The 15,456-nt window shown below is 66.3% G+C and carries 11 protein-coding genes; 6 read left to right on the top strand and 5 right to left on the bottom strand.

Annotation, left to right across the window (positions count from 1 at the left end; genetic code table 11):
• Positions 1-4: 4 nt before the first annotated feature.
• Complete coding sequence (locus J7I84_RS11375; protein ID WP_214944555.1) at positions 5-358, bottom strand: Rv2175c family DNA-binding protein; 354 nt, start codon at positions 356-358, stop codon at positions 5-7.
• Positions 359-607: 249 nt separating this feature from the next.
• On the opposite strand from J7I84_RS11375, the gene J7I84_RS11380 reads away from it, so the two are divergent.
• A complete protein-coding gene (locus J7I84_RS11380; RefSeq protein WP_214944557.1) occupies positions 608-1,999 on the top strand; it encodes a LysM peptidoglycan-binding domain-containing protein in 1,392 nt (463 codons plus the stop codon).
• A gap of 101 nt (positions 2,000-2,100) precedes the next feature.
• A complete protein-coding gene (locus J7I84_RS11385; RefSeq protein ID WP_214944560.1) occupies positions 2,101-4,236 on the top strand; it encodes a Stk1 family PASTA domain-containing Ser/Thr kinase in 2,136 nt (711 codons plus the stop codon).
• A 64-nt stretch (positions 4,237-4,300) separates the two neighbouring features.
• On the opposite strand, the gene J7I84_RS11390 is transcribed toward J7I84_RS11385, so the two are convergent.
• Both J7I84_RS11390 and J7I84_RS11395 read right to left on the bottom strand, forming a co-directional pair.
• Positions 4,301-5,692, bottom strand: a complete 1,392-nt coding sequence (locus J7I84_RS11390; RefSeq protein WP_214944562.1) for a class II 3-deoxy-7-phosphoheptulonate synthase — start codon at positions 5,690-5,692, stop codon at positions 4,301-4,303.
• Positions 5,693-5,790: 98 nt separating this feature from the next.
• On the bottom strand, positions 5,791-6,612 hold the full coding sequence (locus tag J7I84_RS11395; RefSeq protein WP_311381134.1) for a lysophospholipid acyltransferase family protein: 822 nt from the start codon (positions 6,610-6,612) through the stop codon (positions 5,791-5,793).
• Between the two features lie 110 nt (positions 6,613-6,722).
• Here J7I84_RS11395 and J7I84_RS11400 point away from each other — a divergent pair, with 110 nt between their 5' ends.
• The 3 genes from J7I84_RS11400 to J7I84_RS11410 are packed head-to-tail and all read left to right on the top strand — an operon-like array spanning position 6,723 to position 8,882.
• Positions 6,723-7,511 (top strand): carboxylesterase, encoded by a 789-nt coding sequence (locus J7I84_RS11400; protein ID WP_214944566.1) that lies wholly within the window; start codon positions 6,723-6,725, stop codon positions 7,509-7,511.
• Positions 7,508-8,332, top strand: coding sequence for a carboxylesterase (locus J7I84_RS11405; protein ID WP_214944569.1), 825 nt, complete (start codon positions 7,508-7,510; stop codon positions 8,330-8,332). The genes J7I84_RS11400 and J7I84_RS11405 overlap by 4 nt, the downstream gene beginning before the upstream one ends.
• Positions 8,319-8,882, top strand: coding sequence for a hypothetical protein (locus J7I84_RS11410; protein ID WP_214944571.1), 564 nt, complete (start codon positions 8,319-8,321; stop codon positions 8,880-8,882). The genes J7I84_RS11405 and J7I84_RS11410 overlap by 14 nt, the downstream gene beginning before the upstream one ends.
• Positions 8,883-8,913: 31 nt before the next feature.
• Here the strand turns inward: J7I84_RS11410 and J7I84_RS11415 are convergent, their stop codons facing one another.
• A complete protein-coding gene (locus J7I84_RS11415; RefSeq protein ID WP_251046482.1) occupies positions 8,914-10,002 on the bottom strand; it encodes an ROK family glucokinase in 1,089 nt (362 codons plus the stop codon).
• 170 nt (positions 10,003-10,172) lie between these two features.
• Here J7I84_RS11415 and J7I84_RS11420 point away from each other — a divergent pair, with 170 nt between their 5' ends.
• The gene (locus tag J7I84_RS11420; protein WP_214944573.1) at positions 10,173-11,981 is read left to right on the top strand and encodes a long-chain fatty acid--CoA ligase; all 1,809 of its coding nucleotides are present in this window, start codon (positions 10,173-10,175) and stop codon (positions 11,979-11,981) included.
• Between the two features lie 63 nt (positions 11,982-12,044).
• Here J7I84_RS11420 and J7I84_RS11425 read toward each other — a convergent pair whose 3' ends face one another.
• Positions 12,045-15,443, bottom strand: coding sequence for a pyruvate carboxylase (locus J7I84_RS11425; protein ID WP_214944575.1), 3,399 nt, complete (start codon positions 15,441-15,443; stop codon positions 12,045-12,047).
• Positions 15,444-15,456: the final 13 nt, after the last annotated feature.

Here is a 15,456-nt window from a genome sequence, read left to right on the forward strand (position 1 = left end):
ACTGCTACCAGGCCAGGGTCTGGGCCCTGCGCCTGATTTCCGTCTTGCGGCCTTCGCGCAGGGCATCGATGGGCCGGCCGCGCAGTGATTCGTCTTCCGTGAACAGCCACACAATTAGGTCCTCGTCGGAGTAGCCGGCGTCAGCCAGCACCACGATGGTTCCCTTGAGGCTGTCCACCACCTGGCCGTCCTGGATGAACTCCGCGGGGACGGACCGGATTTTCCGGTCGCCAACGCGCAAGGCCGCCAGGGAGCGCTCGTCGATCAGGCTGTGCACGCGGGTGATTGAAATATCCAATAAACGGGCGACGTCGGGCAGCGGCAACCATTCGCCCACCAGGTTTTCTACATTACTCACGGATCAAGGTTGCCACGCCGCGTGCCCTGGCGCCTAGTCGGGGCACCTCATTCCGCCTCTGGCCTGCGGACACTCCCAAGAAGAGGCCAATACCCGGATTCCTAAAATTCTTGTGCTATTCGCAGATTCATGAGAGATTCACTTTTATCACATTTGTAACACGAATAACTTGAGTCACAGTAGTATCAAGATTGATAGCGGCATCCCCGTCCGCGTCCGCACCCGCAGTTGAGAAGAGGATTCTTTCCGATGACGATGTCCCGATCGCGCAAGCAGCCCCCCAAACCGAGTCTGCCGATGATTGCCGCCACCACCGCGGCGCTGCCAGCGGTCGTATTGTCATCCTTGGCCCTCGCCCAGCCGGCCACTGCCCAGCAGCCCGCACGGACCATTCCCAGCAGCCTTGCAGCAGCCATGAAGGCCCAGGCCGCAGCGACAGCAGCCGGCACCGTAATTCCTGCCGCCGTTGTCTCCACCACCATTCCCGCGGCCTTCCAGCCCGCACAGCCGGCGGCACCCGCGGAGTACACCATCGTCCGCGGTGATACCGTCAGCGGGATCGCCGGCCGCTTCGGCCTCAACACCGGGGACATCCTGAAGCTGAACAACCTGCAGGCCAACACCATCATCTACCCCGGCCAGAAACTCAAGCTGTCCGGCTCGGCGGAGCCCGCGGCTCCTGCACCCGCCGCCCCGGCAGCCCCCGCGGCCCCGACCCCCTCAGGCGGGGCAACCTACACGGTGAAGCCCGGTGACACCCTTGGTGCCATCGCCGCCAAGCACAATGTCTCCCTCTCGGACGTCTTCGCCTGGAACAACCTCTCCATGCGCTCGATTATCTATCCGGGACAAAAGGTCAAGGTAGGCGGCGGCGACCCCGCACCTGCCCCCGCAGCCCCGGCCGCGCCTGCACCTGCACCCGCACCGCTGGCAAACACCTCGGCTCCGGCAACAGGCTCCTACACCATCAAGGCCGGCGATACGCTTTCGGCCATCGCGTCCCGCCACGGCGTCAAGCTGTCGGACCTGCTCGCCGCGAACAAGCTGGGTATGACCACTGTCATCTACCCGGGCAGCAAGCTGGTCATCCCCGGCGGCTCAGGACCGGTGGGCGCACAGCCTGCACCAGCGGCGCCCCAGCCGGCTGCCGCTCCCCTGGTGCCCAGTTCCTTCCTTGGGTTCAGCTACCCGGCCGCTGTTGTCAGCTCCGCGAATGACAACAAGGCCCTGCTGAACGCCTCGCCCGTTCCCTCACGGGATGAAATGAAGAACATCGTTGCCGACACGGCACGCCGCATGGGCGTGGATCCTTCCCTGGCCCTGGCTTTCGCCTTCCAGGAATCCGGCTTCAACCAGCGGTCCGTGTCACCGGCCAACGCAATCGGCACGATGCAGGTCGTTCCCAGCTCCGGGCAGTGGGCATCGGACCTCGTCGGCCGGAAACTGAACCTGCTGGACCCGTATGACAACGCCACAGCCGGTGTTGCCATCATCCGGCAGCTGCTGGCCACCAGCAAGGACCAGGACACCGCTATCGCGAGTTACTACCAGGGCCAATACTCGGTGAGCAAGTACGGCATGTACGACGACACCAAGGCATACCTGGCGGCCATCAAGGCGCACCAGAAGAACTTCAGCTGAGCTCCGGCCACTGACCAATACATGTTTGCGGGTCCGAACCGTTACCGGTTCGGACCCGTATTCATTTCGGACGCGTTTTGCTGCGGGATTAGGATCGTAGGGTGCAGGAACACGTGTCAGACCCAGTTGTAGGGACGCTGGTGGACAACCGCTATGCAGTCACCTCCAGGCTTGCCCGTGGCGGGATGTCCACTGTCTACCTGGCAGTGGACCAAAGGCTGGACCGCGAGGTGGCACTGAAGGTGCTGCACCCCCACCTCGCGGCCGACGAAAACTTCCTGGGCAGGCTGGGCCGTGAAGCCAAGGCCGCCGCCCGCCTGTCCCACCCGCACGTGGTAGGTGTGTTGGACCAGGGCAACGACGGCAACACCGCCTACCTCGTCATGGAATACATCAAGGGCCACACGCTGAGGGACGTCCTCCGGGACAGGGGTGCGCTCCCGCCCCGGCTTGCGCTGGCACTGATCGATCCCGTGGTGGAAGGGTTGGGCGCGGCGCACGCCGCCGGCTTCATCCACCGCGACGTCAAGCCCGAAAACGTCCTGATTGCCGACGACGGCCGGATCAAGATCGGCGACTTTGGACTGGCCCGCGCCGTCACCAGCTCAACGAGCACCGGGGCCTTGATCGGAACAGTGGCCTACATCTCCCCGGAGCTGGTCCTTGGCAGGCCTGCAGACCCACGCAGCGACGTCTATTCCGTGGGCATCATGCTGTACGAAATGCTGACGGGCCGGCAGCCCTTCGAGGGCGAAGTGCCCATCCAGGTGGCCTACCAGCATGTCAACGGTACGGTGGGGGCACCATCGGACCTGGTCCCCCGCCTGGCCGGCGAAGTGGATGAACTGGTGCAGTGGTGTACCGCCAATGATCCCGAGAACCGGCCGGTGGACGGCAACGCGCTGCTCCAGGAACTGCGCCACATCCGCACCAACCTCAGCGACGCGGAGCTGGACCTGCAGCCACCGGCCGCAGCCGCGGCTGCCGCCCAGCACCAGACCGAGATCCTGGGCCGCGCCAGCAATCCAACAACCCTGATGCCGCCCGCCCGGCCCGCCGCCCCCGCCTACCCGCCCGGTCAATACCCGGAAGCGCAGTACTCGAAAGCCCAATACTCGAAAGCACAGTACCCCGGGGTGCGGGGCGGGGCGGCAGGGGCAGCTCCGCCGGGGCAGGCGGCCTACCACCAGCGGCCCGGACTTGCACTGCCCGACGACGACGCCGACAGCGGCTGGTCTCCCCCGCCGCCGCGGCTGGGCAAGAGGGCGCAGCGGAAAGCGGACAGGGAAAGCGAGAAGCTCCGCGCCGTGGCCGCTGCCACACCGGTACATACCCTTCGAGCGGGAAATCCCCGCCGCCGGGGCCTCATATGGGTGGTGGTCCTCATCCTCGCGGCCCTGCTGGCGACGGGCGCCGGGTGGTTTTTCGGAATGGGTCCCGGTGCCGCCGCTGCGGTCCCCGCCGTAGCCAACAAGACAGTTGCCCAGGCCCAGCAGCTGCTCAACGGAGTGGGCTTCCATTCCACCACCAGCGACGTCTTCGACGACGACGTGCCCACGGGCCTGGTGGTGGGCAGCGAGCCTGCGGCGGGGACGGAAATACGGAAGTTCCAGCCCGTTTCTTTGCTGGTGTCCAAGGGTCCCCAGCTTTTCCCATTGCCGGAACTCACCGGCGGAAGCCTGGACGAAGCGAAGAGGGCCCTCAACGCGGCGGAGATGGCGCTGGGGACGGTCACCGAAAAGTTCGATGACACAGCAGCCGCCGGAACCGTCCTGTCCCAGGATCCACCTGCCGGCACCCCTGCCCGCCACGGTACTCCCGTAGGTATCGGAGTTTCCAAAGGCCCACAGCCCATTCCCGTACCGTCAGTGGTGGGAAAGGCTGAGGACGATGCCGTGGCTGCGGTTGAGGCAGCAGGCCTCACTGCCGAAGTAGCCCCTGACCAGGTGTTCGACAGGAACGTTCCGGAGGGCGCCGTCGTCAGCCAATCCCCTGCCAACGGGACGCTGGCCAAGGGTGGAACGGTCACCCTGACAATCTCCAAGGGCCCCCGGATGGTGGCCGTTCCCAGCTTCATCGGCAAGCAGGCGTCCGAGGCACGCAAGGCACTCGAGGCACTGGGCTTCCAGGTCCGGGTGAACAACATCCTGGGCGGTTTCTTCGGCACGGTGCGGGACCAGTCACCGGTCAACCGGGAGGTTCCGGAAGGCTCTGTGGTCACCATTACCGTGGTGTAACCGGGGCGGCGCGCCGCGGGCCACCCCGGTTCCCAATGGCTGAAGCAGGTGCCGGAGTTCGGTCCTAGTGCTTGGCGAGGGCGCCGGCCACCAGGAAAGCCATTTCGAGGGACTGCATGTGGTTCAGGCGGGGATCGCACACGGACTCGTAGCGGTCCAGGAACGCATCCTGGTCGATCGGATCCGCGCCACCCAGGCACTCGGCCACATCGTCGCCTGTCATCTCCACGTGCAGGCCACCCGGTACCGTCCCCAGGCCGTGGTGCACCTCGAAGAAGCCGCGCACTTCATCGATAACGTCGTCGAAGTTGCGCGTCTTGTACCCGTTGGGCGAGGTGACCGTGTTGCCGTGCATGGGGTCGGTGACCCACAGGACCTTCGCCCCGGAGGCGGTGACCTTCTCCACGACGGCCGGCAGCTTTTCGCGGATGTTGCCTGCGCCCATGCGGGTGATGAAAGTGAGGCGGCCGGGCTCGCGGTCCGGGTCGAGCCTGTCGATCAGGCGCAGTGCGTCATCACCAGTGGTGGACGGGCCCAGCTTCACACCGATGGGGTTGCGTACCCGCGAGAGGAAGTCGACGTGGGCGTGGTCCAGCTCCCGGGTGCGCTCCCCGATCCACAGGAAGTGGGCAGAGGTGTCGTAGGGGAAGCCGGTGCGGGAGTCGATGCGGGTCAGCGCGCGTTCGTAATCCAGCAGCAGCGCCTCGTGGCTCGCGAAGAACTCCACCCGCTTTAGGGCTTCGAAGTCGGCGCCGCAGGACTCCATGAACTTGATGGCCCGGTCGATGTCGCGGGCCAGTGATTCGTAGCGGGCGTGGGCCGGGTTTTCGGTAAACCCCTTGTTCCACTGGTGCACGGAACGCAGGTCCGCGAAGCCGCCCTGGGTAAAGGCACGGATGAGGTTCAGGGTGGAGGCCGACGTGTGGTAGGCGCGGAGCATCCGCGCAGCATCGTGGCCGCGGGACTCGGGGGTGAAGTCGTACCCGTTGACGATGTCGCCGCGGTAGGCGGGCAGGGTAACGCCGTCACGGGTTTCGTCGTTGGAGGAACGGGGCTTGGCGAACTGGCCTGCCATGCGGCCCATTTTGATGACCGGCGTTGCCGCGCCGTAGGTGAGCACCACGGCCATCTGCAGGATTGTCTTGACGCGGGCGCTGATCTTGTCCGCCGTGGCGGCCTCGAAAGTTTCGGCACAGTCGCCGCCCTGCAGCAGGAACGCCTTGCCCTGGGCTGCAGCGGCGAGCCGATCGCGGAGCACATCCACTTCGCCTGCGAATACCAACGGCGGAAGGGCGGACAATTCCTTCACGGAAGCTTCAAAAACGTCCCGGTCCTGCCAGCTGGGTTGCTGGGAGATGGGAAGGTCCCGCCAGTTGTCGAGTCCGGGATAGTTGGCCGCTCCGCTCTGGGCGGTGCTGGACAGCGAAAAGGCGGGTTTTGCAGATAGCTCAGTCACCCTCTAAGACTAGCGGCAGGGCGGCAGCGGCAGGCACCGGGCCGTCACGCTGCCCGCTGTCGCCGTCACAACTGATGTTCGCCCACCGGAAGGTTCCGCTATCCCGTGGCAGGGGTGCCGGCGTCGTCCTCCGCGCCGGGGTGCGCGGAAGCCCGGCCGGAACCGGCGTCCTGTTCGAACCCACCCCCGAAGGCGGCCGGACCGGCAAGGGGCTCGGCTGCGGCCCGGGGTTCCTCTGGCTTGCCGGCGAGCCGCAGCTTCACAACGGCGGCGTATTCGTCCACGTACTCCTGGCCCGAGAGCCGCAGCAGCCGGGACATGATCTGGTCCGTGACCTTGCGCTGCACCGTCCGGTCCCCGGCCTGCTCCCGATACTGGCTGAAGTCCAGCGGTTCGCCGAAGATCATGCCGATCCTGCGGATGTTTGGCAGCCGCTTTCCGATGGGCTGGACCTTGTCAGTGCCGATCATGGCGACCGGGATCACGGGGACGCCTGCCTCAAGCGCCAGCCTGGCCACGCCGACCTTGCCGCGGTACAACCGTCCGTCCGGGCTCCGCGTACCTTCCGGATAGATGCCCAGCAGCCCGCCTGCGTTCAGCACTTCCATCCCGGCGTTCAAGGATGCAGCGGACGCAGCCCCTCCGGAGCGGTCCATGGGCAACTGGTTGGTGAGGCGGAAGAACGCGGCGGTGAGCCTGCCCTTGATGCCCGTTCCTGTGAAGTACTCGGCTTTGGCGAGGAAGACCACGGGCCGCCGCACCATGAGCGGCATGAAAATGGAATCGGAGAACGACAGGTGGTTGGAGGCGATGATGGCGGCCCCCTGCGCGGGAATGTTGTCCAGGCCCTTGACCCAGGGCCTGAAGAGCAGCTTGATCACTGGACCGAGGAAGATCCGTTTCATGACCCAATAGAACACGTGGTGAACCTCTCCGGAAGGCAGCCCCAGTCCCTGCATCGGGCCTGGCCAGCGATTCAATGCAACCCTACTCTAGTGAGATTTGGCTGGAACAGTGACACGATGGAGTCATGACCGAAAGCAGCACACCGTCCCGTCCGGCCGCTTTCAGTTATCCCGGCCACGGCGCCAATGCCCGGACCGGCGTGGCCATTTGCCACGGCTTCACAGGCAGTCCCCTGAGTGTCATGCCGTGGGCACAGCACCTGGCGGACTTGGGGTACGCCGTATCCGTCCCCCTGCTGCCGGGGCACGGAACAGACTGGCGCGAGCTCGCAGTGACCGGCTGGAAGGACTGGTACCGCAGCTACGAAAGGGCCCTCCTCGACCTGGCAGGGCGGACGGATTCCTGTTTCACCGCCGGCCTGTCAATGGGCGGTGCCATTGCACTGCTCGCAGCATCACGCCACCAGGTCGCAGGGGTCAGCGTGGTCAACCCTGGCCTGAGCTTTTACGACCGCCGGGTGCGCATCATCGGCCTCCTCAAATACTTTCAGCGGACCACAGTCCCCATCCAGGAGGACCAGCCCACGGCGGCGGCCACGAACGATGGCGATTATGCGCTGACACCGCTGGCTGCAGTGCACGAGCTCAAGAAACTGTTCAGTTCCACCGTCCGCGCCTTGCCCCGCGTGGGCGCCCCTGTCCAGGTCTTCAAGTCGCGCACCGATGCCGTGGTCCCGCCCACGTCACTGGCCCTGCTGCGAAAGGGGCTGGGCGGAAACCTCACGGAAGTGCTGGACCTGGCCAGCAGCGGACATGTGGCTACTCTGGACGTTGACGCGCCAGTAATCTTCGCCAGGTCGGGAGAGTTCGTCGCCGCCCACGCCCACCGCACCAGTACCTTGGAGACGCCATGACCTCCGGTCCGGACCACAGCCCGTTCGCCAGCGCCTTCAGCGGCGAAGGGCCCCGCACGGGGGTTGTCCTGTCCCACGGCTTCACCGGAAGCCCCCATGGCCTGCGCGCCTGGGCCACGGCATTCGCCGCCGCCGGTTTCGCCGTCCGGATGCCGCTGCTGCCGGGCCACGGGACCACGTGGCAGGATCTTGCCCGCACCCGCTGGCAGCAGTGGCACGGAGCCCTGGATGACGCCTTCCTGGAACTCGACGCCGAGTGCGACCAGGTCTTCGCCGCCGGCCTGAGCATGGGCGGCGCCCTGGCCCTGCGCATTGCCGCCACCCGGCCGGCCGCCGGAGTGCTCCTGGTGAACCCCGGCCTGGTCATTGACGATCCCCGGGCACCGCTGGCAGGAATCCTCAAGCTGGTGCTGAAGAGCACCCCGTCCATCGGCAGTGACATCCTCAAGCCAGGGGTGGATGAGGGCGCGTATGCACGTACGCCCGTGGCCGCCGCCCATGAATTGAACAAGATGTTCAGGGACACGGTCCGGCTCCTTCCCCGGGTCACCGCACCCGTGCAGGTGTACCGCTCCACCGTGGACCACGTGGTGTCCGACGCCAGCATGGACGTCCTCCGGCGTGGGCTGACACACGCCCCGCTGGAAGTGGTGAGGCTCGAGAACAGCTACCACGTGGCCACCTTGGATAACGACGCCGACCGCATCTTCGAGGGGTCTGTGGCCTTCATCCAGCGGGTAGTCCAGGGCGGAGCGGCCGCCGCGGCGGGCCCGCCCGGCCCGGCGGCCCCCGGACAGGAGGCCGTCAGTGAACAGGCCTGACTCCGATCAGCCGGACCAGGGCGCCAACCAGGACGACGCCGTTTGGCTGGACCTGGTGGCAAGGCTCGAATCGGATACCGTGGCGATTCGCCCCGATTCCCCGGGGCCCGGGGAACACGCGCCCCCGGACACCATTGCCGCTGCACCGGAGACGCCGGCGCAGCCATCCTTCCGCGACTTCGATCCCTTGGGACTGGCCGGGACGCCACCTGCCGAACTGTCGGAAGCTGATCGGCCGCCGAAGGCGCCGGCCGGGCATGGCGCGGAGGGCTCCAGCGATGGTCCCAGGGACTATGACGTGGACGACGGCGACGAGGAGTTCGTGCCGGAGGAGCCGCCCAGCCTGGCCGGCACCGACCCCCTGACAATGCTCGCCTGGCTCGGAGCCCTGGGCGGACCCGTGGCATTGCTGCTCTCGGCCATGTTCTGGCGGTCAGCACCCTTGCTGGCCATCGTCGGCATCGTTGCGGTGTTCGTGCTGGCCACGGTGTTCCTGATCATGAAGCTGCCCCAGGAAAAGAACGGCGACGACGACGGCGCCAGGGTCTAGGCCCCGACGAAAAGCCAACCTGCCGCCGTCGTCAACTGCGGACGCGGCTGCTGACGCGGGAAAGGTCGGCGGCACCAATGAGGCCCGCGTTGGGGCCCAAGGCCGCCAACTCGATCCCTGCAGCCGGGCGGAATCCGCGCCCCGTCAGGTTCCGCGCGAACGCCTTGCGGGCCGGCTCCACCAGCAGGTCGCCGGCTGAGCACAGCCCGCCGCCAATAACGAACAGGCCCGGGTCCAGTGCCGCTGCCAGGTTGGCCAGCCCGAGCCCGAGCCATTCGCCGACTTCCTCGATCAGCTCCCGCGATGCGGGGTCCCCTGCAAGGGCCAGTTCGGTCACAACGGCTCCGGTGATTGCTTCGGGGTGTCCGCCCACGGCTGCCAGCAGGTCTTGGGCCACCGGTGAGTTGGACCGGGCCAGGAGCCTGGCTTCCCGTCCAAGGGCGTTGCCGGAAGCATACTGTTCCCAGCACCCGCGGTTCCCGCATTCGCAGCGGTGGCCAGCGGGCATGATGATCTGGTGGCCGAACTCCCCTGCTACGCCAAACCGGCCGCGTTCCACCCTGCCGTCCATCACCATGGCCCCGCCAATGCCGGTGCCCAGGGTGATGCAGACCAAGCGGTCCTCCCCTTGACCGGCACCGAAGCGCCACTCGGCCCACGCTGCTGCATCGGCGTCGTTGGTCAGGAGCACCGGCCGGCGGAGAAGCCGCTGGAGGTTTTCACGCAACGGCTCATTACGCCAGGCCAGGTGCGGGCTGAAAAGGACGGTCCCGCCGGCCAGATCCATCCATCCGGCAGCGCCAATGCCCACTGACCAGATGCGGTGTCCCCGGCCGAGTTCCTCCACCAGTTCCACGATGACCTGCTCCACAGCCCGCGGATCCGTGCCGGGGGTTGAGCGGCGGGCCTCACTGAGGATCCGCCCTTCGGCGTCCACCACCCCGGCGGCCACCTTGGTTCCCCCAATGTCGATTCCGATGGCCAGTCCCTTGCGGCCCAGCCGGAGGTGCCCGCCAACACCCGTATGCAGCTGCCCGGCACGGTGGTTGGCGGGGCGGCGGCGCCAGGGAGCCGGTCTTCCAAGGGGGCCGGCCTGATCGCCGGGCAACGGTCCGTACATAGTCCACCATTCTAGGCGGGCTGCGGGATTGTCTTTACATACAGTCCTACCCTTAGGCGATTGACGGCTAAGTTACTCGCCAGTAGGTTTGTGTACTGCACTGTTCTGCCCTGGGTACTAGTCTTTAGGCAAACCCCCTGCGCGGGACTTCAGATATCAAAGGAGCTATAGTGCGCGAATTCAGTGTTCCGCCCCTGGTTGTTGTCCCACCCGAAACCAACATCACCGACCTGGTGTTGCGGCAGGCGGGCAAGGCCAGCAACCCGGCCCTGTTTTCGCGCCTGGATGCTGCAGGCTCATGGCGCGACGTGCCCGCCACCGAGTTCCTGGCCGACGTTCAGGCCCTGGCCAAGGGACTCATTGCCAGCGGGGTCGGCGCGGGTGACCGCGTGGGCATCATGTCCCGCACCCGCTATGAGTGGGCACTGGTGGATTTCTCCATCTGGTTCGCAGGCGCGGTGTCGGTTCCCATCTATGAAACCTCTTCCCCGTCCCAGGTGGCCTGGAACCTGGGCGACTCCGGGGCGGTTGCCGCCTTCGGCGAGTCCGCCCACCATGAGAACGTCATCCGCCAGGCCGTCACTGCCGAAGGCCTGACGGAAGTACGGCACGTGTGGCAGCTTGAGGGCCAGGGCCTGGACAGCCTCCGCGAGGCCGGCCGCAGCGTCAGCGATGAGGAACTGGAGTCCCGACGCAGCGCGGCCGGGCTGCAGGACGTGGCCACCATCATCTACACCTCCGGAACCACGGGACGGCCCAAAGGCTGCGAACTCACGCACGGCAACTTCGTGGAACTCTCGGACAACGCCCTCGCGATCATCGGCGACATCGTCCACCAGAACGCAAAGACCATCATGTTCCTGCCGCTGGCCCATGTGTTCGCCCGGTTCATTTCGGTGCTGGCCATGGCTGCCGGAACCACGGTGGCCCACACCCCTGACATCAAAAACCTCCTTGCGGACCTGCAGAGCTACGAGCCGACGTTCATCCTGGCGGTGCCCAGGGTCTTCGAAAAGGTCTATAACTCCGCCCTGACCAAGGCCGAGGACAGCGGCAAGGGCGCCATCTTCCACCGGGCCGCCGAGACTGCCGTCGCCTTCTCCAAGGCCCGGCAGGACGGACGGGTGGGGCTTGGCCTGAAGCTGCGGCACGCGTTGTTCGACAAGCTGGTCTACGGCAAGCTGCGCGCCGCCATGGGTGGACACGTGGCACACGCCGTGTCAGGCGGTGGGCCCCTGGGCGAGCGGCTGGGGCATTTCTTCCAGGGAATCGGCCTGCAGGTGCTCGAGGGATACGGCCTCACCGAAACCACCGCGCCCATCACGGTCAACACGCCGTCCAGGATCAAGATTGGCTCTGTGGGGAAGCCGCTGCCGGGCAACGCCGTGAAGATTGCCGACGACGGCGAGATCCTGGCCAAGGGGGTCTGCGTCATGCGCGGCTACTACAGGCGGGAAGACCTCACCACCGAGGCCTTCACGGATGGCTGGTTCCACACCGGGGACATCGGACGGCTGGATGAAGAGGGTTTCGTCTGGATCACTGGCCGCAAGAAGGAAATCATTGTCACCGCCGGCGGAAAGAACGTCATCCCTGCCCTGCTCGAAGACCAGATCCGCGCCGACGCGCTCGTCTCGCAGGTGCTGGTGGTTGGTGACAACAGGCCCTTCATCGGGGCCCTGGTAACCCTCGACCAGGAAGCCCTGCCGGGCTGGCTCCAGCGCCACGGCCTCCCGGCCGACACCACCCTGGAGCAGGCAGCGTCCAACCCAGTGGTCAAGGCCGCAGTCCAGGACCTGATTACGGCAGCCAATACGTCGGTCTCCCAGGCCGAGGCCATCAAGTCCTTCCGCATCGTCCCGGACGACTTCACGGAAGCCTCCGGCCACCTGACCCCGTCCATGAAGGTCAAGCGGGCACAAGTCATGAAGGACTTCGAAACCGTCATCGAAGAAATGTACTCGGCCCCGCGTTCCTGAAGCCGATAACAACGAAAGGGTCCTCCCGCCACGGGAGGACCCTTTCGCCGTCTTCGGCGCTGCTTACTGCTCGATCACCAGCAGCAGGTCTCCGCCCTGGACCTGCTCCACGGCGGAGATGGCGAGGCGGGACACCTTGCCGGCCACCGGCGTCGTGATTGATGCTTCCATCTTCATGGCCTCAATCGTTGCCACGGTGTCTCCTGCCTTGACCGTCTCCCCCGGCTTGACCGTGACGGTGACGGCCCCGGCAAAGGGAGCGGCCACCTGGCCGGGCTGGGCCGGATCGGCTTTCTCTGCGGCCTTGACGTTGCTCACCACGGAACGGTCGCGTACCACCACGGGCCGGGACTGGCCGTTGAGGGTGCACATGACGGTACGCATGCCCTTCTCGTCCGGCTCCGACACCGCCTCCAGGGAGGCGATCAACCGCACGCCACGCTCCAGCTGGATTTCGTGCTCAGTGCCGCGCTGGAGACCATAAAGGTAGTCGCGGGTATCCAGGACAGAGATGTTGCCGTACGTCTCCACGCTCTTCAGGTAGTCCTTGGTGGGACCGTCGAAGAGCAACCGGTTCAGCGTGTGCTGGCGCGTCTTCGAATCGGATTTGAGGGCGGCGCTGTCCTCGGCGCTGAGCTCCACGTCGCGGACCTTTACGCTCCTGCCCTGCAGGGCCTTGGTGCGGAACGGCTCCGGCCAGCCCCCGGGAGGATCGCCGAGCTCGCCGGACAGGAAGCCGATGACGGAGTCGGGGATGTCGTAGTTCTGCGGGTTGGCTTCGAAGTCGGCGGGATCCGCATTGAGCCCCACCAGGTGCAGTGCAAGGTCGCCCACCACCTTGGAGGATGGCGTCACCTTCACGAGGTGGCCAAGGATACGGTCCGCTGCGGTGTACATGTCCTCGATCGCCTCGAACCGCTCCCCCAGGCCCAGGGCCATGGCCTGCTGGCGGAGGTTGGACAGCTGGCCACCGGGGATCTCGTGCTTGTACACCCGGCCCGTGGGCCCTGGCAGGCCCGACTCAAACGGCGCGTAAACGCGGCGGACGGCTTCCCAGTACGGCTCAAGGGAGCTGACAGCTTCCAGGCTGATCCCCGTATCCCGCGGCGTGTGGGCCAGGGCAGCAACAAGGGCCGACGCCGAGGGCTGGCTGGTGGTGCCGGCCAGCGATGCGGAGGCAACATCCACGGCGTCCACGCCGGCATCGACAGCTGCCAGCAGGGTGGCCAGCTGGCCACCCGCGGTGTCGTGGGTGTGCAGGTGGACGGGCAGGTCGAAACGCTCCCGCAGCGCGGCCACAAGCTTGGCGGCGGCAGCCGGCCGCAGCAGCCCGGCCATGTCCTTGATGGCCAGGATGTGGGCTCCGGCGTCGACGATCTTCTGCGCCAGGCCCAGGTAGTAGTCCAGGGTGTAGAGCTTCTCTGCCGGGTCCAGCATGTCCCCGGTGTAGCAGAGAGCCACTTCCGCAACGGCGGTGCCTGTGGCCCGGACGGCGCGGATGGCGGGAGCCATCTGGTTGACGTCGTTCAGGGCGTCGAAGATGCGGAAGATGTCGATGCCCGTAGCGGCAGCCTCGTTGACGAAGGCTTCGGTGACTTCTTCCGGGTAGGGCGTGTAGCCCACGGTGTTGCGGCCGCGCAGCAGCATCTGGATGCAGACGTTGGGCATCGCCTTGCGCAGGGCGGCGAGCCGGTCCCAGGGGTCCTCGCCCAGGAAGCGCAGTGCCACATCGTAGGTGGCGCCGCCCCAGGCTTCGACGGACAGCAGCTGCGGCATGAGGGCCGTGACGGCGGGGCCGGCTGCTACAAGGTCGCGGGTGCGGACACGCGTGGCCAGCAGGGACTGGTGCGCATCGCGGAAGGTGGTGTCGGTGACGGCGACGGCATTCTGCTCACGCAGTGCCTTCGCGAAGCCTTCCGGGCCCAGCTCAAGGAGCTTCTGGCGTGAACCCGGTACTCCCTGCTTGTCCTTGACGTCGGGCAGCTTGTGGGCGGGGTCCGAGTGCACGGTCAGCTCGCCGTTGGGCTTGTTGACGGTGACGTCGGCCAGCCAGGTCAGAAGCTTGGTGCCGCGGTCGGCCGAGACCCGGGCCTTGAGCAGCTCCGGGCGCTGGTCAATGAAGTTCGTGGCCACGTCCCCGGCGATGAAGTCGGGGTCATCAAGCACAGCCTGGAGGAAGGGAATGTTCGTGGAAACACCGCGGATGCGGAACTCCGCCAATGCGCGGCGGGCTCGGGCAACCGCTGTGGGGTAATCCCTGCCACGGCAGGTGAGCTTGACCAGCATGGAGTCGAAGTGGGGGCTGATCTCGGCTCCGGAGTACACCGTGCCGCCGTCCAGGCGGACACCGGCGCCGCCGGCCGAACGGTACCCGGTGATCTTTCCGACGTCGGGACGGAACCCGTTGGCGGGATCCTCGGTGGTGATGCGGCTTTGGAGTGCGGCGCCGCGCAGCTTGACCGTGTCCTGGGAGAGGCCAAGGTCTGCGAGGGTCTCGCCGGCGGCGATCCGCATCTGTGCCTGGACCAGGTCCACGTCCGTGACTTCCTCGGTGACCGTGTGCTCCACCTGGATGCGCGGGTTCATTTCGATGAAGACGTGCTGGCCTGCCCGCTCGCCCTCGGTGTCAACGAGGAACTCGACCGTACCGGCGTTGACGTAATTCAGCGCCTGCGCGAACTTAACGGCGTCCCGGTACAGCGCCTGGCGGATGTTTTCGTCCAGGTTGGGGGCAGGAGCGATCTCGATTACCTTCTGGTGCCGCCGCTGGATGGAACAGTCACGCTCGAAAAGGTGCATGACGTTGCCCTCGGCGTCGGCGAGGATCTGCACTTCGATGTGCCGTGGCCGGAGGACCGCCTGCTCAAGGAACATGGTGGGGTCACCGAACGCCGCATCGGCCTCGCGCATGGCGGCCTTCAAGGCTTCCGGCAGTGCCTCGCGGGTGTCCACCCGCCGCATGCCGCGGCCACCGCCGCCGGCCACAGCCTTGGCGAAGATGGGAAATCCAATCTCATCGGCCGCAGCCAGGAGCTCGTCCAAATCCTTGGACGGCTCGCTGGACTTCAGGACCGGTACGCCGGCCGCGCGGGCGGCCTTCAGTGCCGCCACCTTGTTGCCGGCAAGCTCCAGCACTTCGGCGGGCGGACCCACAAAGGTGATGCCTGCTTCCTTTGCCGCACGCGCCAGTTCCGGGTTTTCCGAGAGGAAGCCGTAACCGGGGTAGATGGCGTCTGCGCCGGATTCCTTGGCGACACGCACCACCTCCGCCACATCCAGGTATGCCCGGACGGGATGACCCTCCTCGCCAATCAGGTAAGCCTCGTCCGCTTTCTGGCGGTGGATCGAGTTACGGTCCTCTTGGGGAAAAACGGCAACGGTCTTGGCGCCCAGCTCGTAGCCGGCGCGGAAGGCCCTGATCGCGATTTCACCGCGGTTGGCCACCAGAACTTTGGAAAACATACTTCTCCTGCAT

Origin of the sequence: Arthrobacter sp. ISL-85, assembly GCF_018613675.1 — a bacterium.
Taxonomy (GTDB): domain Bacteria; phylum Actinomycetota; class Actinomycetes; order Actinomycetales; family Micrococcaceae; genus Arthrobacter.

What these genes read in the sequence shown, in the direction of transcription:
- J7I84_RS11380 (WP_214944557.1), top strand. Translation starts at nt 608, where the DNA reads ATGACGATGTCCCGATCGCGCAAGCAGCCCCCCAAACCGAGTCTGCCG.
- J7I84_RS11400 (WP_214944566.1), top strand. Translation starts at nt 6,723, where the DNA reads ATGACCGAAAGCAGCACACCGTCCCGTCCGGCCGCTTTCAGTTATCCC.
- J7I84_RS11405 (WP_214944569.1), top strand. Translation starts at nt 7,508, where the DNA reads ATGACCTCCGGTCCGGACCACAGCCCGTTCGCCAGCGCCTTCAGCGGC.
- J7I84_RS11415 (WP_251046482.1), bottom strand. Translation starts at nt 10,002, where the DNA reads ATGTACGGACCGTTGCCCGGCGATCAGGCCGGCCCCCTTGGAAGACCG.
- J7I84_RS11425 (WP_214944575.1), bottom strand. Translation starts at nt 15,443, where the DNA reads ATGTTTTCCAAAGTTCTGGTGGCCAACCGCGGTGAAATCGCGATCAGG.